Source organism: Acinetobacter sp. SFB, assembly GCF_001647545.1.
GTDB lineage: Bacteria > Pseudomonadota > Gammaproteobacteria > Pseudomonadales > Moraxellaceae > Acinetobacter.
In genome coordinates this window covers 63,595-81,679 of record NZ_LSZH01000014.1, presented here as the reverse complement: position 1 = coordinate 81,679, position 18,085 = coordinate 63,595, and the positions used below count along the sequence as shown (strand labels likewise).

Genomic DNA, 18,085 nt, shown 5'->3' with positions numbered 1-18,085 from the left:
TCTTTTTTGTATAAAGCGAACGATAATAGTTGATAAATAGTAAGATTATTCAGGATAATCTCGCTCATGAACAAACACCCAGTGTAGAGAACTTGCTCTAAACTGCATCGCTAGAAATGTGGCTGATTTAAAGGTGATACAATTCGGTACTTGCTTGTCTCGAATAACCCATTTACCTAGCTTAGGATTTGCCAGGCTTTAGAAGGCTTTGCCATTTATGTTGTATACAGAAATACCGACTCACCGCCCTGTAACACCGTTGCTGGATACCATTGATCATCCACAACAATTACGATTACTCGAGCGCAGCCAATTAGAAAAAGTGGCGGATGAGTTACGTCAGTACATTTTGTATGCAGCAGGACAAAGTGGTGGGCATTTTGGTGCCAATCTGGGCGTGATCGAACTGACCGTGGCTTTGCATTATTGTTTTAATACCCCGCATGACCGTTTAATTTGGGATGTCGGGCATCAGGCTTATCCGCATAAAGCCTTAACCGGTCGCCGTGAGCAATTGACTACCATTCGTTCCAAAGATGGCTTGGCAGCTTTTCCAACTCGTGAAGAGTCGGTTTTTGATACTTTTGGTGTGGGACATTCTTCTACCGCAATATCTGCGGGTTTAGGCATGTCACTGGCACGCCGTTACCAGAAAAATCCGTGTGAGGTGGTGTCGATCATTGGCGATGGCGCGATGACAGCCGGTATGGCTTTTGAAGCCATGAATGATGCGGTAGCACACAATGCTGATTTAATCGTGGTACTAAACGACAACGATATGTCGATTTCATGCAGTACCGGTGGTTTTGCCAAGCACTTGGCTGCCATCTGGGGAAGTGGCCAATCGGTGAATATTTCAGAAACAGGGGAGGCTTATGTACAGCCTCATCCTGAATGGAATTACAATTCGCGTTTACACAGTGCAGCAACGGATGCAGCAGATAACTTATTTAAAGCCATTGGGTTTGACTACTTTGGTCCTTTTGACGGTCATGATGTCAATCATTTGGTCCAAGTCTTTGATGCATTAAAAAAACGCAAAGGTCCGCGTTTAATTCATGTCTATACCAAAAAAGGTAAAGGCTTTGTACCTGCTGAAGCAGATCAGATTAAATACCACGCAATTAGTAAAATAAATTCAGCCCCTGTAGTAAATACTGCACCTAAATATTCGGATGTATTTGGGCAGTGGCTGTGTGATGAAGCAGCACAAGATAACCGCTTACTCGCGATTACACCGGCGATGTGTGAAGGTTCCGGCATGGTGCAGTTCGCTAAGCAATTTCCCGAGCGCTTTTTCGATGTCGCGATTGCCGAACAACATGCAGTGACTTTGGCTGCCGGTATGGCATGTGAAGGTTTAAAACCTGTAGTGGCGATTTATTCGACCTTCTTGCAACGTGGTTATGATCAACTGATTCACGATGTTGCCTTGCAAAATTTAGATGTGACTTTTGGGATTGACCGTGCCGGCTTGGTCGGTGAAGATGGGCCAACCCATGCCGGTGCTTACGATTATGCCTTTATGCGTACCGTGCCGAATATGGTGATTATGGCGCCTAAAGACGAAAATGAATGTCGCCAGATGCTCCATACGGCGTATCAATATAATGGTCCTGCGGCGGTGCGTTATCCACGCGGTAATGGCGTCGGTGTTAAAATTGAATCCCAATTGACTGCTTTAGAGATTGGTAAAGCTGAAGTTGTAGCCAGTTTTAATGAACAGCAAGATGAACAGATTAGTATTTTGGCTTTTGGTAGCCGAGTCACGGTTGCGATGGAAGCAGCACAAGCATTGGCAGAAGCACATGAGGTTGGTGTACGTGTGGTCAACATGCGCTTTGTGAAACCGTTAGATGAACAGATCATTGAGCAACTTGCGGCAACCACCAGCTTGTTTGTGACGGTTGAAGAACATGCGGTTATGGCAGGCGCAGGAAGTGCGGTAAATGAGTATTTGGCTCAAGCACAAATTGTTAAACCGACTTTAAATTTAGGTTTACCTGATATTTTTATGCACCAGGCTTCACATACACAAATGTTGCAACAGGCTGGGCTTGATCCCAAAGGCATTGAAAAGTCGATTGAATTGGCTTGGCTAAAGCTTGGACAAACCATTTCATCATGATGAAATAAATTTTAAAAAACATTTTTCCCCTAAAAGCCCGCATATTTGCTAAAATATTCGGGCTTTTAGGCATTATTCTTTATCAGTTTCTTAAATTTGTAGTGGGTGTTCAATGGAACCTATGGTGGTTATGGCTGCGCGTGCGGCTCAATTAGTTGGTCAAGAGCTTTTAAAAGCGCATCAAAATCGTCATAAACTCGATCTACAAGTCGAAGAAAAAGGGATTGATGGTCCGGTAACGCGTGTAGATCGTTATTTGGAACAGTTGACGATCGATACTCTACGTAAAAGCTATAAAAACCACAGCTTCCTTGGTGAAGAGTTTGGTATGCAAGAAGGTACTGGTCACGACGCCGATTGGTGTTGGGTGATCGATCCTTTGGACGGTACTTTAAACTTCATTAACGGTTTTCCACATTTCTGTATCTCAATTGCAGTTCAACATAAAGGCGTAACTCAACACGGTGTTATTTATGACCCTGTGAAAGACGAGCTTTTCTCTGCAAGTCGTGGCCGCGGTGCCATGATGAATCAACGTCGTATTCGCGTAAATATTAAAGACAGTCTAGACAAGACATTCTTGGCTGTAGGCCATGCTTACCGTAATAAACGTAACGGTGAAGTGGTGTCTTATGCGAAAAACCATTTTGATTCATTATTAAACGTGACTGAAGCGGGTGCACAATTCCGTCGTTCAGGTTCTGCTGCGTTAGATTTGGCGTATGTTGCTGCAGGTCGTCTTGATGGTTACTTCGAACTTGGTTTGAAACCTTGGGATATCGCTGTAGGCGAGTTACTGGTAAAAGAAGCCGGTGGTACTGTAGTGGATGCACGTGGTGGTCCCGATTCTATGGACAATGGTCAAGTCATTGCTTGCTCTATGAAAATGCTAAAACCTTTAATGCAAGCTGTCGTTCCAGCTTGGGGTGAAGCCGCAAAGTAAGACCGATTTAATCGAGTGATATGACAAAAAAAGCTCTCCATGTGAGGGCTTTTTTATTGCCAGAGAAATTTGATCTTCATCTTTAATGTGAGTTTTAATCACTTTTAACGTGATTTTTTGACGAAAGATGCCGCTAATTAAAAATTTCGCTGAAAAAATAAACAAAATTAAGTTGTAAAATAGGCTGTTACTGAAAAAAACAGTATCAATTCATAATTCAATCGAAAAAAATGATTACTTTTTAAAATTATTCTGTTATTATGCCGCCACGCACTTAAATTTCCGTTCTTTACCTGAACATTATCTTCTAATCATTGTATGCGCGTTCTGTCCATAGAGAGGACATATCCTTCGCGCCCCAATCGCTTAAGCGATTCCCTTCAGGTTTGCGGCCGTAATCATATACGTGCGTTATATCCACATCGACGTTATTCGGATCGCTGCTGAATCCTAATTTTTCAGCTCTATTTGCTGTGCCGCTTTTTGCCGATGTCCATATTGTAATTTATTTAATGGAGCACCCACTTCAGGGTGAACACTCTCTATGAGCAAAACTTTTGCTGATTTTTCCCTCGATGCGTCTTTAATCCAAGCGATCGAAGGTTTAGGCTTTACTACGCCAACTCCTGTACAAGAACAAGCAATTCCAGCTGCACTTGAAGGTAAAGACCTTCTTGTATCAAGCCAAACTGGTTCTGGTAAAACTGCTGCATTCTTACTACCTACTTTAAATGCTTTAGCAAATGAAGATTCGCTTATCTCATTTAAAGACCGCATGAAAGCGGTAACTCAACCGAATATCCTAGTGATTTCTCCTACTCGTGAATTAGCACAACAAGTATGTCAAGATGCGATTGCATTGGTTCGTCATATGAAAGGTGTTCGTGTTGCTGCGATCATGGGTGGTATGCCTTTCGGTAAACAAATTCAACAATTAAAAGGTGCACAAGTTGTAGTTGCGACTCCAGGTCGTTTACTTGATCTTGTAAACCGTCGTCAACTTAAACTTGACATGGTTGATGCATTAATCGTCGACGAAGCTGACCGTATGCTTGACTTGGGCTTCTCTGAAGACCTAGAAGCAATTGGTGAATTGGCAGCTAACCGTAAACAAACATTGATGTTCTCTGCGACTTTTGCACCGCGTATCGTTACGCTTGCTGAACGCATGATGAATGATCCGCTGCGTATTGCGATCGAAACTGGTCACTCTACAAATACAGACATCACCCAAACATTGCATTGGACTGATGGCTTTGAACACAAGAAAAAATTGCTTACTCACTGGTTATCTGATGAATCAGTAGATCAAGCAGTTGTGTTTGCATCAACTCAAGAAGATACAGACATGTTGGCTGAAGAACTTGCTGAAGCAGGTCTATCAGTTGTAGCACTTCACGGTGCTATGCCACAGACTGTTCGTAACCGTCGTTTACGTAGTATCCGTGAAGGTCGTGCAAAAATCCTTGTTGCTACAGACGTAGCGGCGCGTGGTCTTGATGTACCAACAATTTCACACGTAATCAACTTCGGTTTACCGATGAAAAACGAAGACTATGTACACCGTATCGGTCGTACAGGTCGTGCCGGTCGTACAGGTAATGCAATTACTCTGGCGACTTACCGTGAACGCGGTAAGATCCGTGCGCTTGAAGACTTCCTAGATGCACGTTTAAACGTGTCTGAAATTGAAGGTCTTGAGCCATCTCCACCTCCTGCACGCGGTGCTCGTGATGGCGCTGGTCGTGGTCGTGATGGCGGTCGTGGCGGTTTCGGCGGTGGTCGTGGTCGTGATGGCGGCGGTCGTAGCGGTGGCGGTTTCAGCGGTGGTCGTGATGGCGGTCGTGGCGGTGATCGTCCACAACGTAGCTTCGATGACAAACCACGTGGCGATCGTCCACAACGTAGTTTTGATGACAAACCACGTGGCGAACGTCCTTCTTATGGCGATGATCGTCCTAAGCGTGATTTCGGTGATCGTCCAGCTCCACGTCGTGAAGGCGGTTTTGGTGATCGTCCACAACGTTCTTTCGATGACCGTCCAAAACGTGATTTTGGTGATCGTCCAGCTCCACGTCGTGAAGGCGGTTTTGGTGATCGTCCACAACGTTCTTTCGATGATCGTCCAGCGCCACGTCGCGAAGGCGGTTTCGGTGATCGTCCGCAACGTTCGTTTGGTGACAAACCACGTTCGGCTGATGACAACCGTGGTAATCGTGTAGATTACAAACCAGCTCGTGAAGGTGATCGTCCAGCTCCACGTCGTGAAGGTGATCGTCCAGCTCCACGTCGTGACTACGGTGATCGTCCGGCTCCACGTCGTGAAGGCGGTTTTGGTGATCGTCCACAACGTTCTTTCAGCGATGATCGTCCTAAGCGTACTTTCGGTGGCGAAGATCGTCCACGTCGTAGCTTTGATGACAAACCACGTACTGAACGTCCAGCTTTTGGTGGCGAAGAACGTCCGCGTCGTAAATTTAACGACTAATTTATTCGTTAGATTTAGATAGAAAAAACCGGTGGAAACACCGGTTTTTTTATGGATTAATATTTGATCTTATAAGATAAAAATGTATACTCAATCATGTTTTGTTTTAAAATCGTTAAATATGAACAATGAATCTGTGCATCATATTCAAAATTTTAATCAAGAGGTGATTATGCCTTATATTGGTTTGGCCTTGTTGTTAGGTAATATTGGCTACTATCTCTATAACGTGTTTCTGTAACACAGCGTCCTGTTTTTATACCTGTTTTTTATAAGAAATAAAATTACAATTAAATTCATTAGAAACTTCACTGGATTCATCGCCTTTTATCTAAAAGTGACATTTTAAGCTTTAATCCTTTATAGTATGCATGCTGAAAAAATGTAGGAAAACGCTCAGCTATGAATAAGCGAATACCCTCTCAATCTCATTCTTTGATTGAGATTAAAAATCTGAGCTTTAAACGAGGGGAACGTATCATTTATGACAATATCAGTCTAACGATTCGTCGGGGTCAAATCACTGCCATTATGGGACCTTCAGGTACAGGTAAAACTACCTTGCTGCGTCTGATTGGTGGGCAGCTGGTTCCAGACCAAGGCCAAGTTCTACTCGATGGAAAAGATATTGCCACAATGTCGCGGTCTGACCTGTTTGCTGCACGGGCGCGTATGGGAATGCTGTTCCAAAGCGGGGCGCTATTTACCGATATGACCACTTATGAAAATGTGGCATTTCCACTTCGGGCCCATACCAAGTTGCCTGAACATCTAATCGCTGAAATTGTGGCATTAAAATTAGAGTCTGTGGGTTTGCGCGGTGCAGAACAGCTGATGCCGTCCGAGCTGTCGGGTGGGATGAACCGTCGTGTCGCACTGGCACGTGCTATTGCGCTTGATCCAGAACTGATTATGTATGATGAGCCATTCGCGGGCCAAGATCCGATTGTGATGGGGGTTTTGAGCCGTTTAATCCGTTCGCTACGTGAAGCTCTGGACTTAACCACCATTATTGTCTCGCATGATGTGGCAGAGACGTTGTCGATTGCTGACTATATTTATGTGGTGGCTGAAGGCAAGATTCAGGGGGAAGGCACGCCTGCTGAACTCAGAGAACATGCTTCACCTTTTGTACGTCAATTTCTCACCGGTTCAATAGACGGTCCGGTCGATTATCAATTTAGCCATCAAGCTTATTTAAGTGATGAGGTACGTTCATGAATGCCATTGCCTTATTAGGTAGACGCGTTATTGAACGTGTACGTGGTATTGGTGTGGCAACGGTGATGTTGCTGCAAATTTTATTTTCCATGCCGACTAAACTGGGCGTAAGCTTGTTTATTTATCAAATGCACCGTATTGGGGTCATGTCTTTATTGATCATTGGTGTGTCTGGTCTGTTTATTGGCTTGGTGCTAGGTTTGCAAGGCTATTCCATTTTGGTGAATGTCGGTTCTGAAGCAATGCTTGGAACTATGGTGTCGCTGACTTTATTACGTGAACTTGCACCAGTCGTTGCAGCCTTGTTGTTTGCTGGGCGCGCCGGTTCAGCACTGACTGCTGAAATTGGCCTAATGAAAGCCACAGAGCAACTTTCCAGCATGGAAATGATTGGCGTTGATCCACTAAAACGTATTGTTTCACCACGTTTGTGGGCAGGTGTTGTCAGTTTACCGATGTTGACCGTGATTTTTGCAGCCATTGGTATCTTGGGTGGTAAAATGGTCGGGGTAGACTTTCTGGGTGTTGATGAAGGTTCTTATTGGAGCGGTATGCAAAGTTCCGTCCAATTTGGGCATGATGTGGTCAATGGTATTATCAAAAGTATTGTTTTTGCCCTGATTTGTACCTGGATTGCGGTGTATCAAGGTTATGCCTGTGAGCCGACATCTGAAGGGATTGCAACATCTACAACCCGTACAGTGGTTTATTCGTCATTGTGTGTATTAGGTTTTGATTTCGTGTTGACTGCGGTCATGTTTGGAGGGGTTCAATGAAATCACGTACAAGTGAGCTGACCGTCGGTATTTTTGTCATTATTTTCGGTTTGGCGTTATTTTTCTTGGCCATGAAAGTGAGTGGATTGTCTGGCACCAATTTACGTGATGCTTATGACATGACTGCACAATTTGACAACGTAAATGGTTTAAAGCCGCGTGCTAAAGTCACCATGAGTGGGGTAACGATTGGTCGTGTCACGGATATTACTCTTGATCCTGTATCACGCTTAGCGACCGTTCATTTTGAGCTGGATGGTAAGCTGACTTCATTCAATAAAGAGCAGCTTAAAACGGTTAAAGCCAATGCTTTAGAAGAACTGCGCTATAGCACTGAATATACTGAAGCAACGCCTGCACAACAAAAAGAAATGGAAAAACAACTTGTTGATAACATGAGCTCCATCACCAGTATTGATGAAGATGCTTATATTATGGTCGCAACCAATGGTTTGTTGGGTGAAAAATATTTGAAAGTGGTTCCGGGCGGTGGTTTGAACTACGTGAAACGTGGTGAAAGTATTGTCAATACACAAGGCACCATGGACCTTGAAGATTTGATTAGTAAGTTTATTACTGGTGGTGCGAGTAAATCATCAGAAAAAGCGACAGATGCAAAAATATCAGGTGAATCGGCAGATGCAGAAGCATCCTTTGTTGAATAATTTGGAGAGGAAGTTTTAATGAATACTTTAGTTAAACATGTACTTACGGCTAGTATTTTATCAACAATGATGGCGACTACTGCATTTGCAGTACCGGCGGAAGCTCCACCTACTTTTGTTAAAAAAGTTGCAGATGGTCTGATTTCACGCTTGAAAGCGGATCAAGCTAAATTGCAAAATAATCCAGCTGCAGTGAAAATGATTGTACGTCAAAATCTTGACCCTTATATTGATTCACAAGCATTTACCCGTATTGTGATGGGGACATATGCGACCAATCAATATAGTACTGCTGCTCAGCGTGCTCAGTTTGAGCGTAACTTCCGTGAAACTTTAATTGAAAACTACGGTAGCGCATTTGCGAAGTTCTCAAATCAGTCTTATAGCCTTCGTCCATATAAAGAGACCAACAGTAAAAACCCTGTAGTGACAATGGACTTTAATAACAAAGGTGAAAAAATTCCTGTATCTTTCCAATTGGTGGATAAAGGCAATCAATGGAAAATCCGCAATATTAATGTATCGGGTATTGATTTAGGTTTGCAGTTCCGCAATCAGTTTGCTGCGACGGTAAAACGTAATGGTGGCAGTTTGGATAAAGCGATTGCAAACTTCCAGCCAGATGCAGAAGTAGCTGTTAATAAAAAATAATTGAGTAGGTGTTCGGTGATTGAATTCATTCATCAGGAATTGCAGGTTTCTGGAAAAATAGATTATCTCAATGCTGAAAGCTATTATCAGCAGGGTTTAAAACTGATTCAATCTCAAAATCAGTTTCCGGTAGTCGTGAATTTGGCCCAGTTAGAGCAGGGTAGTACCTTGGCTTTGGCAGTATTGGTGCGCTGGTTGCGCCAGACTCCGAAAGCACAAGGCATCCAGTTTAAAGCTGTACCTGAAAAAATGCTGAAAATTATTCAGGCCTGTCATTTACAAAATGATCTGCAATTGATTGCCTGAATACTGAGATATAAAAAAGCACCGTAAGGTGCTTTTTTATTGTCATATATTTTGAGGGATTTTTTGGTTTAGGCATTTAGCAAATAGGATAAGAAAAACTCCCTCTTCTGCTAGCAAGTGAGAAGCATTACTTTGCATACATCTTTTGAACCATCTTTCAAAGGCAGAAATGAGTTTAATGCCTATAAAAATGAATAGCTTAAATCCATTTTTTCCAGCGGAAATAAATCAATGGGCCAATGAAGAAAGCGAGCAAAATAATACCGACCATAATGAAGCTTGTTGTTCCTTTGGCAAAAGGCAGTACATCGGTATTCATGCCATAAATACTCGCAACCAGCATGGGAGGCGCGAGCATACTGGGCAAGATCGAGAATCGACGAATCGTGTCATTCTGTTCAGTGTTAATGAATCCCGAGGTGGTATCGAGTAAGAATCGAACCTTTTGGAATAAGAAGGCATCATGTTCCACCAGGGAGCGCACATCTTCACTCAATTCTCGAATATCGGCATCGTAAATATGGCTGCCCAAAGCACGTGGGCGAGACAAGAAAGTCAGCACACGGCGTAAATCGATTAAACATAATTGTGCTTTTCCAAGCATGTCTTCTAATTGGGCCAAGCGGGTAATCATGTCATCCAAATCGAGTATTTGTTCACGATGACGGTTATTCAATACTTCGGTGGAATATTTTTCCAGGTCTTTGTGAACATCTTCTAGGATATCCGCAAGCTCATCCAGTTTGGCTTCAAGCAGACCCAGTAATACCCAGGTAGGATCTTTATAGTCAATTTCATAATCATTGCGACGCGCACGCGCACGAAAGGCACGGAACGCAACCAGCTTTTCACCACGCAAGGTAAACAGGTGTTGTTTATGCAGAATAAAAGCGACAGTTTGTACGGTGGCTAAAATACTTGAATCGTCATCTGCTTCACCATCGACCTGAAAGTTTTTATTTTTCGTTAAAAAGTAGGTGCTGATATGTAAAATACCGTCATCATCACGGTAAAATCGTGCTGATGAGGAAATGTCTTCTAGTGATTTTAGCGTGGGGAGATTCTGGTCATAGGCATCCAAGACCCACTGTTGTTCTTCTTGTGAGGGGGCGATTAAATCAATCCACACCAAATCTGGGTGAAGATCGAAGCCCCCATTAATGGTGGCATCTTCCAAACTACCGCGCTCTGTGGCGTAAAAGGCTTCAAGCATGCTGTCTTTTCCCTGCGCAGTATAGGTTAGTCAATGGGTGTATTTTAGACAAGGAATTGAATAAAAACACTGCTTGAATCACTTTTTTATTAAAAATCTCCTGAAAATTTAACTTATTAGTATAGCATCTTCAAAACATGGTGAAAAAATGACGAATTCAATCGCAATTTTTTGTGGTTCAGCGGTGGGGACAGATACTATTTTTTTAGACACTGCACAGAAAGTAGGTCAAGCAATTGCCAAGCAAGGGAAAACACTGGTGTACGGCGGTGGTCGTTCGGGTTTGATGGGTATTGTTGCCGATAGTGCTTTACAGGTGGGCGGTAAAGTCATCGGTGTAATTCCAAATGCATTGGTTGACCGTGAGCTTGCACATCCACATTTAACCGAGTTGCATGTGGTTACCAATATGCATGAACGCAAAACCAAGATGTCGGAACTGTCCGATGCATTTATAGCTTTACCGGGTGGTGCAGGAACGCTGGAAGAAATCTTTGAGCAGTGGACTTGGGCGCAATTAGGTATTCATTTAAAGCCATGTGCATTTTTAAATGTAGAGGGTTTTTATGATGATTTGCTGAAATTTATCCAGTTGACCACGGCAAAAGGTTTTACTCATTCACGCTTTACCGACAGTATTATTGCTTCAGATTCGATCTTAGATATTTTACTGCAATTTGATACTTTTCAGGCCCCACAACCGAAATGGGGAATGGTTGATCAGCAAGAATTGGTGAAATAAAGATGAAAGTGATTACCGTGGCAGCCGCCATTATTTTAAATGACCAGCATCAGCTTTTAGTGGTTCGTAAGCAGAATACCTCGTGTTTTATGCAGGTGGGTGGCAAGCTTGAACCGAATGAACTGCCTGAACACACCATGTTGCGTGAAATTCAGGAAGAGATCGGTTGTCAGGCATCTATTGAGCAATTTGTCGGGCGTTTTGAAACGGCCACTGCTAATGAACCTGATCATTTATTGGTAAGTTATGTCTATAGGGTAACTTTGGATCATGCGCCGAAAATTGATGCAGAAATTGCAGAGATGAAGTGGGTCAATTTGGATGATAAAGAAACCCAACTTGCCCCATTGACGACAGAAATTGTGATGCCGTGGGTGCAGCAGTTTTTAATAGAAAGTACGATTTCCTAGATACGAACTAAAGCAAGTTTTACATTTTTACTTGTCTTTTAGAAAAGAAAGCAATTTTTAAGTTTCTGCACTTGCGATACACGCTGCGTAAACTTTCTGACAACCCAGTTCTTCAAGCTTTTGTTTTAATGCATAGATAGAGCTGCCTGTGGTCACCACGTCATCTAAAATAAGCACACGGCGGTAACGAAGTTTTGATGTGGGGTTGATCTGAAACTGTTGTTCAATATTATCAAGACGTTCGAGCCGGCTTAAACCCTTTTGTGAATGTTGCTGTAAGCGGCTGACAGGTTGCCAGACCGGAACATTGATTTGTTTGGCCATAATTTTAGCCAGCACCAAAGACTGGTTATAACCGCGTTCCAGTAGTCGTTGTGTTGATATCGGCATCGGGACAATCGCTTGAATTTTGGGTAGGCGAAGTTCGATTAGTGTGCCGGCAAGTAGGTTTTGAAAATGCAGGTGTTGTTCATATTTAAATTTTTGAATGATGCGATCAATCGGGTAGTCATAATGACAAGCCACCTGAATATTCATTTCCTGTCGCTGAACCTTACTTTTAGACCACGGCAATTGTTGCCAGCAATCTTTACAGAGTGAATGTTGGTGGTTCCGGTCAATTCCACATAGTGTACAAGATGAAATGCCTTGGATTATTTTGCGGAATAATGGATTAATGAATTGCAGCATGGTTTGATTCTTCTTTTTATTTAGCGTTAATTTTACACAGTAGGTAGGAACGCTCAAGAGTTTTTTAATGGATTTAATCACTCATTTTAAAATCTGCAAAGCGTATAGCGACTCTTGTCAGGACAGCATCCATGCTGTCGAATTAATCATAACTATCTGAGTAAAGCCTTTATTTTTATATTCATTATTGAATCTATTGTTTTAAAGTAGATTCTCTACACATACGCGTATCGTGGTGCTTCAGGCAACCAGCGTTTGAGTAAAGCTTTGGCATTTTCCGGATAATCTTTGAGAATTTGCTGTGCCACATAATGCGCTTGACTCAGCAGATGATCGTCTCGTTCAAGCTTGGCAACCCGGAATCCCATATCGCCAGTTTGTTTGGTGCCGAGCAGTTCACCCGGACCGCGAATTTCCAGATCCTTTTCTGCAATCACAAAACCATCATTACTTTCCCGCAAAATACGTAAGCGTTCCTGTCCATTTTGTGACAGCGGGCTTTTATACAGCAGGGCACAGAAACTGGCTGTGGCACCACGTCCAACCCGTCCACGTAATTGATGTAACTGAGAAAGTCCCAAGCGTTCAGCATTTTCAATCACCATAATTGAGGCATTGGGTACATCGACCCCGACTTCAATGACGGTCGTGGCAATCAATAGTTGCAGTTGATTATCTTTAAATTGCTGCATCACCAACTGCTTTTCATCGGCTTTCATTTTGCCATGTACCAGACCAATATTGATATGTGGAAAGCGCTCTTTAATTTCCTGATAAGTGGCTTCAGCCGCTTGAGCATCCAAGGTTTCAGATTGTTCCACTAGGGTACACACCCAATAAGCCTGTTTGCCTTCAGCACAGTTAGTGGTAACCCGATGCAACACTTCTTCACGGCGGTCTAAAGGAATGGTAACGGTTTGAATTGGGGTACGACCCGGAGGAAGTTCATCAATCACCGAAGTATCCAAATCACCATAAGCAGACATCGCCAGTGTGCGCGGAATCGGGGTGGCCGTCATGACTAGTTGATGCGGTGTCATATTGTTGGCCCCTTTATTACGCAAGGCCAGCCGTTGATCGACTCCGAAGCGATGCTGTTCATCAATAATCACCAAACCGAGTTTGGCGAAACCGACATTTTCCTGAAATAGTGCGTGGGTGCCAACGACTAAATTGGCGGTTCCTTCTTTGATGCCTTGTTCTGCTGCTGCGCGAGCTTTACCTTTTTGTTTTCCTGAAAGCCATGACACAGTTAAGCCAAGGGGTTCAAACCATTTTTTAAAATTCAAATAATGCTGTTCAGCCAAAATTTCAGTCGGTGCCATCAGCGCTACTTGCCATCCTTCTTCCAAGGCATGACAGGCTGCAACGCCCGCAACCAAAGTTTTACCTGCACCGACATCGCCCTGAACTAAACGCAGCATCGGTTTGTTTTGTTTTAAGTCCTGCACAATTTCTTTGGAGACACGTTTTTGCGCGCCGGTCAGACTAAAGGGCAAGCTGCCCAATAACTGTTTGGCAAAATTTTTACTCGGTGAAAAAGACGGTGCTTCAATTTGCTGAATATACGCCCGGCGTGAAAGCAGACTAATCTGGTGCGCGACCAGTTCTTCAAAAATTAAACGCTGCTGGGCAGGATGTGAGCCTTGTGCCAGTTGCAACATATTGGCATTTAATGGCGGCTCATGAATATATTCCAGTGCCTGTTTCAGCGCATAACCATTGGTGAATTTTTCCGGCAATAATTCAGGCAGGTCATCACTATGCTGCCTAAGTGCCTGTTTGACATAGTCACGGATTTTGGCTTGGGTTAAACCCTCAGTAGCCGGATAAATGGCGGTCAATTCAGTTTTGGGTAAGGGCGTATGTTCGGTAATCAGCTGAATTTCAGGATGATAAAGCTCTAAACCACGTGCACCGACACGAACTTCACCAAAGATGCGCAGTTGATTGCCGGGTTTGGCACGATCGGTCAGGGCTTTATAGATATGGTAAAAACGCAAGGTGACTTTGCCGAAATCATCTTCTAGCAGCACCGCCATCGATTTACGCTTACCCGGTGGAAAATCCACACCTTTGACCACGCCTTCTAGCAAATAGCTGCGCCCCACGATCAATTGGTTCATGGGGATGATCGTGCTACGATCTTCATAATCACGTGGCAGATGAAAAAGTAAATCATCTGTGCTGAAAATATTCAGTTTTTCCAGTAAAGCAGCAGAGGCGTTTCCAACCCCTTGCAATTGATGGACAGCGGCCATTTACCCTCAACTTCGGTTATGTAATCAGGTGTTTAATGCATATATTATTTATTGGTTATGGTAAAACATCTCAGCGCGTTGCCAAACAGTTATTTGAGCAAGGCCACCAAATTACCACAATTAGCCAAAGCCCGAAAACGGATCAATTTGCGACACATTTGATTCAGGATGTTCATCAGTTGGATTTAACGCATATTCCAGCCATTGATTGGATCTATGTTTTACTGTCACCCTCACAAAGCACTCTAGAGGGGTATCAGCGGACCTATGTCGACTCTATTGCCCCCATTGTCGTCGCATTAAAATCTCATCCAGTTCAAAAGATTGTCGTGGTGTCATCTACCCGTGTATACGGTGAAAATAAGGGTGAGCGAATTGATGATGATTCCGTCATGCACCCCAGTGATGAACAGGGCCAACTACTCTTAAAGATGGAGCAGCTGTATCAGCAGGCTTTCCCCAATCAATGCATCATCATTCGTCCCACCGGCATTTATGGTACATCCGTTGCCCGAATGATCAAGCTGGCTGAAGTCACTCAAAGTTATGCCAAAATTCACTATAGCAACCGTATTCACATCGATGATTTAGCCCGATTTCTGGCGCAATTGATTCACGTGGAACATCCTGAAAAATCATATATTGTCAGCAATAACCAACCGATTGCTTTACATGAAGTGATTCAATGGTTTCAACGGCAGCTGAATTTACCTGAACTAGTTTTAGAAACTGAAGAGCTGTCAGGAAAAAGAATGTATGCAACGCGAATGGCTAAAACAGGATTTGAGTTGGAACATGCAGACTGTTTTGGGGATTATTTGCAGATGCTAGGAAATAAATGACACTCCTTCTCCCTCTGGGAGAAGGTTGGGATGAGGTTTTTATAATTAACCTCTCCCTTGCGAACTTAAAATATATTCTCAGGGTTCTCATCTCCTAGAAGGAGAAGGAACTCTTAAGGCATTACTTCTTCTTGCGTTTCAAACGACGTTTCGCTTGTTGAGCCGCAACAGCATCTAAAGCTTCTTTTAACTCTTCATCGCTAAAGGTGGTAATGTGCTGTAGCATTTGCAAAGTCACGTCATCCAGAACCAGGTTGGCGTACTGCGCAACATTTTTGAAGTTCTCATCAAACACAATGGCATTGTCTTCGTTGTTGCGAATATAGCCCTGTTGAGTCAGTACTTTTATAAAGCTTTGGAACAGGGCTTTATCAAAGAATTCAGGTGAATTGAACTCATACAACACCGATAGACGTTGACCGACCAAATGACTGAGCTCTTCAACCTGACGGGTTGAAATGTTGCCTGAACCACGCTGCGTGATCAGAGCCAGAGTCATGTAATAACGCTCAAGACTTTGCATCACAGGGGCAGCCAGAACCACCAGCTGGTTATGATCTTCTGAATTGGGTGCAGGCGAAACCAGATTACCTTCAATATCTTCAAAAATCAGTTTGGCTTGAATTAAGGCTTCGACATAAGCACAGATTTGATCTTTCAACTCATCATCTTGCCATTTTAAGAACAATTCTGCTTTTAAGAATGGATAGAGCGTACGAATCACATTAATCAAATCACCACGGCGAATTAAACCGTTATGCTCAACCAAAGCAGCAATTAAAGACGGCAATACAAAGGCATGCAGAATGTTATTACGGAAGTAAGTCAGTAAAACCGCTTGATTGTCTTCAATCGCAATAATATCGCCCAACACATGTTTGATGCGTTTAATCAGTTTCAGTTTTAAACCGTAGGCAATAATTTCTTTGCCTGAAAGCGGTGTAACTTGGGTGCGTGCATCATAAGGTAAGGCAGCGACCAGCTTGCGATAGGCATCGAGTTGTTTAATGCAGATCTCTTCATCCAAAGTATGTTTTGGTGTTGCCAGTAGAATCAGAGAAAGCAGTGAAACCGGGTTAATTACTACCGCACGGTTAATATTTTCTAAAATCGCATGCGCTGAACTGCTGACTGCATCTGACACTTCTTGCGGAACGGGATCATCATTCTTTTCAATCTTGATCTGATCTGCACCGTGTTTTTTCAGCATGTCATCTAAAAATACCGGTTCACCAAAGTTGACATGTACTTTACCGAAAATGCGCTCGATTTTACGCAAGGTTTTTAAAATACCAATAATCGACTCAGATTCTTTCGGCTTGCCTTGCATTTCACCGACATAGGTTGAACCTTCCATCAGGCGTTCATAACCAATATAAGTCGGCAAAAACACGATTGGTTTTGATCGACCACGTAAATGACTATGGACAGTCATTGCGAGCATACCAGTTTTGGCTGGCAACAAACGCCCTGTACGTGAGCGGCCACCTTCAATAAAGTATTCCAGTGGCGTATTACGTGACAAAATGCTGAACAGGTATTCTTTGAATACCGTGGTATATAAGCCATTGCCCCGGAAAGTGCGACGAATAAAGAATGCACCGCCACCCCGGAGTAATTGACCTACAAACGGCATATTCAGGTTATCACCCGCAGCGATGTACGGCACCATCATGCCGCGCTTGTAAATCACATAAGACAGCAATAAATAGTCAATGTGACTGCGGTGACACGGGGTATAGATAATTTCGTAGTCTTTGGCAAGTTCACGCACGGTACTAAAGTTATGGACTTCTACGCCGTCATACAGCTGTGTCCATAAACGGGTCAGCGCCATATCGGCAAAATGCACTGCAGAATGTGAATAATCAGAGACAATTTCGTTTAAATAAGCAATTGCACGACGTTCAGATTCAATCATGCTGACTTTGCTGCGGATACTTTCACGGCGAATGGCTTCTTGTACATCCGTCGATTTGATCAGTGAATGCATCACATTACGACGGTCTGACAGGTCAGGCCCGAGTACAACTTCACGCTGACCGTCTAAATAGTTATTCAGCGTATTGAGAATATAGGTCGCAGGCGACAAGTTGGGATGGGTCTTTTGGGCAAAGTCGATTAGCCCACGCAAGGATTGTCCCTGATGGAATTCCAGATAAGACTGACGACCATGCAAGCCAATATTCACCAATTGCTTGATTGTACCCGGAGTGGCCCAGGTATCGGTAAACAGCAGCTTGAACCAGGAATCTTCTTTATCTGGCGAGCGTCCCCACAGTACAGTCACAGGAATCAGTTCAATATCCACTTCAGGATGATGTTCTAAAAGATCAATTAAGCGGAGTAAACGGGGTGGAAAAGCATGTGGCGGAGGATTTAGTAAATTGTTTTCATTGTGATGCTGCAAGAACAGTACCGATGCTTTTTCTTTGTGATTCCCGAACATTAATGGGTCTAAGGCAGCAGGAAGTTTGAGTCGTCGTGTTTCACCATCGACAATCAGTGCATTGCTGCGCGAGTAATTTTGTAGCACATAACAGATGATTTTCTGCGTAACCGGTTGCTCTGTTGCCGCATTTACTTCTGTAGTTGTCGGTTCAGTAGGAACCTCACCAAGAACATGTGGGGTTACCACGAGGTCAAGCAGCTTACTTGAAAGCTGACGATACATTTGACCAAAGCCACTCTTGGACATATACACTCCTACTTAAATGACCGAAACCACAGATTTTCTGAGGGGGAAATT

At 43.3% G+C, this 18,085-nt stretch carries 16 protein-coding genes; 12 read left to right on the top strand and 4 right to left on the bottom strand.

From position 1 onward, the window contains the following. The first annotated feature begins 217 nt into the window (after positions 1–217). The 9 genes from dxs to AY606_RS11615 all read left to right on the top strand — a co-directional run bounded on the left by dxs (position 218) and on the right by AY606_RS11615 (position 9,178). Complete coding sequence (dxs, locus tag AY606_RS11650) at positions 218–2,128, top strand: 1-deoxy-D-xylulose-5-phosphate synthase (RefSeq protein WP_067868675.1); 1,911 nt, start codon at positions 218–220, stop codon at positions 2,126–2,128. Between the two features lie 112 nt (positions 2,129–2,240). Next, complete coding sequence (locus AY606_RS11645) at positions 2,241–3,071, top strand: inositol monophosphatase family protein (RefSeq protein ID WP_067868672.1); 831 nt, start codon at positions 2,241–2,243, stop codon at positions 3,069–3,071. Positions 3,072–3,615: 544 nt separating this feature from the next. After that, positions 3,616–5,559, top strand: a complete 1,944-nt coding sequence (locus AY606_RS11640) for a DEAD/DEAH box helicase (RefSeq protein WP_067868668.1) — start codon at positions 3,616–3,618, stop codon at positions 5,557–5,559. A gap of 82 nt (positions 5,560–5,641) precedes the next feature. Then, positions 5,642–5,800 carry a hypothetical protein gene (locus AY606_RS16155; protein WP_155858193.1) on the top strand — a complete coding sequence of 53 codons (159 nt, stop codon included), beginning with the start codon at positions 5,642–5,644 and terminating at the stop codon, positions 5,798–5,800. A gap of 161 nt (positions 5,801–5,961) precedes the next feature. Next, the gene (locus tag AY606_RS11635; RefSeq protein WP_067868666.1) at positions 5,962–6,780 is read left to right on the top strand and encodes an ABC transporter ATP-binding protein; all 819 of its coding nucleotides are present in this window, start codon (positions 5,962–5,964) and stop codon (positions 6,778–6,780) included. Continuing rightward, positions 6,777–7,556 carry a lipid asymmetry maintenance ABC transporter permease subunit MlaE gene (gene mlaE / locus AY606_RS11630; protein WP_067868664.1) on the top strand — a complete coding sequence of 260 codons (780 nt, stop codon included), beginning with the start codon at positions 6,777–6,779 and terminating at the stop codon, positions 7,554–7,556. The genes AY606_RS11635 and mlaE overlap by 4 nt, the downstream gene beginning before the upstream one ends. Then, entirely contained in the window at positions 7,553–8,221 is a 669-nt protein-coding gene (mlaD, locus tag AY606_RS11625) for an outer membrane lipid asymmetry maintenance protein MlaD (RefSeq protein ID WP_067868662.1), read from the top strand. The genes mlaE and mlaD overlap by 4 nt, the downstream gene beginning before the upstream one ends. 18 nt (positions 8,222–8,239) lie before the next feature. Further along, the gene (locus AY606_RS11620; protein WP_067868660.1) at positions 8,240–8,872 is read left to right on the top strand and encodes an MlaC/ttg2D family ABC transporter substrate-binding protein; all 633 of its coding nucleotides are present in this window, start codon (positions 8,240–8,242) and stop codon (positions 8,870–8,872) included. 15 nt (positions 8,873–8,887) lie between these two features. After that, positions 8,888–9,178, top strand: coding sequence for an STAS domain-containing protein (locus AY606_RS11615; protein WP_067868657.1), 291 nt, complete (start codon positions 8,888–8,890; stop codon positions 9,176–9,178). Positions 9,179–9,377: 199 nt separating this feature from the next. On the opposite strand, the gene AY606_RS11610 is transcribed toward AY606_RS11615, so the two are convergent. Next, a complete protein-coding gene (locus AY606_RS11610) occupies positions 9,378–10,391 on the bottom strand; it encodes a magnesium and cobalt transport protein CorA (RefSeq protein WP_067868645.1) in 1,014 nt (337 codons plus the stop codon). Between the two features lie 148 nt (positions 10,392–10,539). Between AY606_RS11610 and AY606_RS11605 the strand changes: the two genes are divergently transcribed. Together AY606_RS11605 and AY606_RS11600 are read left to right on the top strand one after the other, a co-directional pair. Further along, a complete protein-coding gene (locus tag AY606_RS11605) occupies positions 10,540–11,133 on the top strand; it encodes an LOG family protein (RefSeq protein ID WP_067868642.1) in 594 nt (197 codons plus the stop codon). 2 nt (positions 11,134–11,135) lie between these two features. Next, a complete protein-coding gene (locus AY606_RS11600; protein WP_067868638.1) occupies positions 11,136–11,543 on the top strand; it encodes an NUDIX hydrolase in 408 nt (135 codons plus the stop codon). A gap of 57 nt (positions 11,544–11,600) precedes the next feature. On the opposite strand, the gene AY606_RS11595 is transcribed toward AY606_RS11600, so the two are convergent. Then, the gene (locus AY606_RS11595) at positions 11,601–12,233 is read right to left on the bottom strand and encodes a ComF family protein (protein WP_067868635.1); all 633 of its coding nucleotides are present in this window, start codon (positions 12,231–12,233) and stop codon (positions 11,601–11,603) included. A 215-nt stretch (positions 12,234–12,448) separates the two neighbouring features. Then, positions 12,449–14,494, bottom strand: coding sequence for an ATP-dependent DNA helicase RecG (gene recG / locus AY606_RS11590; RefSeq protein WP_067868632.1), 2,046 nt, complete (start codon positions 14,492–14,494; stop codon positions 12,449–12,451). Positions 14,495–14,529: 35 nt separating this feature from the next. Here recG and AY606_RS11585 point away from each other — a divergent pair, with 35 nt between their 5' ends. Next, the gene (locus tag AY606_RS11585) at positions 14,530–15,336 is read left to right on the top strand and encodes an NAD-dependent epimerase/dehydratase family protein (RefSeq protein WP_067868629.1); all 807 of its coding nucleotides are present in this window, start codon (positions 14,530–14,532) and stop codon (positions 15,334–15,336) included. 121 nt (positions 15,337–15,457) lie between these two features. Here AY606_RS11585 and plsB read toward each other — a convergent pair whose 3' ends face one another. Then, positions 15,458–18,034, bottom strand: a complete 2,577-nt coding sequence (gene plsB / locus AY606_RS11580; protein WP_067868623.1) for a glycerol-3-phosphate 1-O-acyltransferase PlsB — start codon at positions 18,032–18,034, stop codon at positions 15,458–15,460. Positions 18,035–18,085: the final 51 nt, after the last annotated feature.

What these genes read in the sequence shown, in the direction of transcription:
- AY606_RS11585 (WP_067868629.1), top strand. Translation starts at nt 14,530, where the DNA reads ATGCATATATTATTTATTGGTTATGGTAAAACATCTCAGCGCGTTGCC.
- mlaE (WP_067868664.1), top strand. Translation starts at nt 6,777, where the DNA reads ATGAATGCCATTGCCTTATTAGGTAGACGCGTTATTGAACGTGTACGT.
- AY606_RS11610 (WP_067868645.1), bottom strand. Translation starts at nt 10,391, where the DNA reads ATGCTTGAAGCCTTTTACGCCACAGAGCGCGGTAGTTTGGAAGATGCC.
- AY606_RS11600 (WP_067868638.1), top strand. Translation starts at nt 11,136, where the DNA reads ATGAAAGTGATTACCGTGGCAGCCGCCATTATTTTAAATGACCAGCAT.
- AY606_RS11605 (WP_067868642.1), top strand. Translation starts at nt 10,540, where the DNA reads ATGACGAATTCAATCGCAATTTTTTGTGGTTCAGCGGTGGGGACAGAT.
- AY606_RS11620 (WP_067868660.1), top strand. Translation starts at nt 8,240, where the DNA reads ATGAATACTTTAGTTAAACATGTACTTACGGCTAGTATTTTATCAACA.
- plsB (WP_067868623.1), bottom strand. Translation starts at nt 18,034, where the DNA reads ATGTCCAAGAGTGGCTTTGGTCAAATGTATCGTCAGCTTTCAAGTAAG.
- AY606_RS11645 (WP_067868672.1), top strand. Translation starts at nt 2,241, where the DNA reads ATGGAACCTATGGTGGTTATGGCTGCGCGTGCGGCTCAATTAGTTGGT.
- recG (WP_067868632.1), bottom strand. Translation starts at nt 14,494, where the DNA reads ATGGCCGCTGTCCATCAATTGCAAGGGGTTGGAAACGCCTCTGCTGCT.
- AY606_RS16155 (WP_155858193.1), top strand. Translation starts at nt 5,642, where the DNA reads ATGTATACTCAATCATGTTTTGTTTTAAAATCGTTAAATATGAACAAT.
- AY606_RS11595 (WP_067868635.1), bottom strand. Translation starts at nt 12,233, where the DNA reads ATGCTGCAATTCATTAATCCATTATTCCGCAAAATAATCCAAGGCATT.
- AY606_RS11635 (WP_067868666.1), top strand. Translation starts at nt 5,962, where the DNA reads ATGAATAAGCGAATACCCTCTCAATCTCATTCTTTGATTGAGATTAAA.
- dxs (WP_067868675.1), top strand. Translation starts at nt 218, where the DNA reads ATGTTGTATACAGAAATACCGACTCACCGCCCTGTAACACCGTTGCTG.
- AY606_RS11640 (WP_067868668.1), top strand. Translation starts at nt 3,616, where the DNA reads ATGAGCAAAACTTTTGCTGATTTTTCCCTCGATGCGTCTTTAATCCAA.
- mlaD (WP_067868662.1), top strand. Translation starts at nt 7,553, where the DNA reads ATGAAATCACGTACAAGTGAGCTGACCGTCGGTATTTTTGTCATTATT.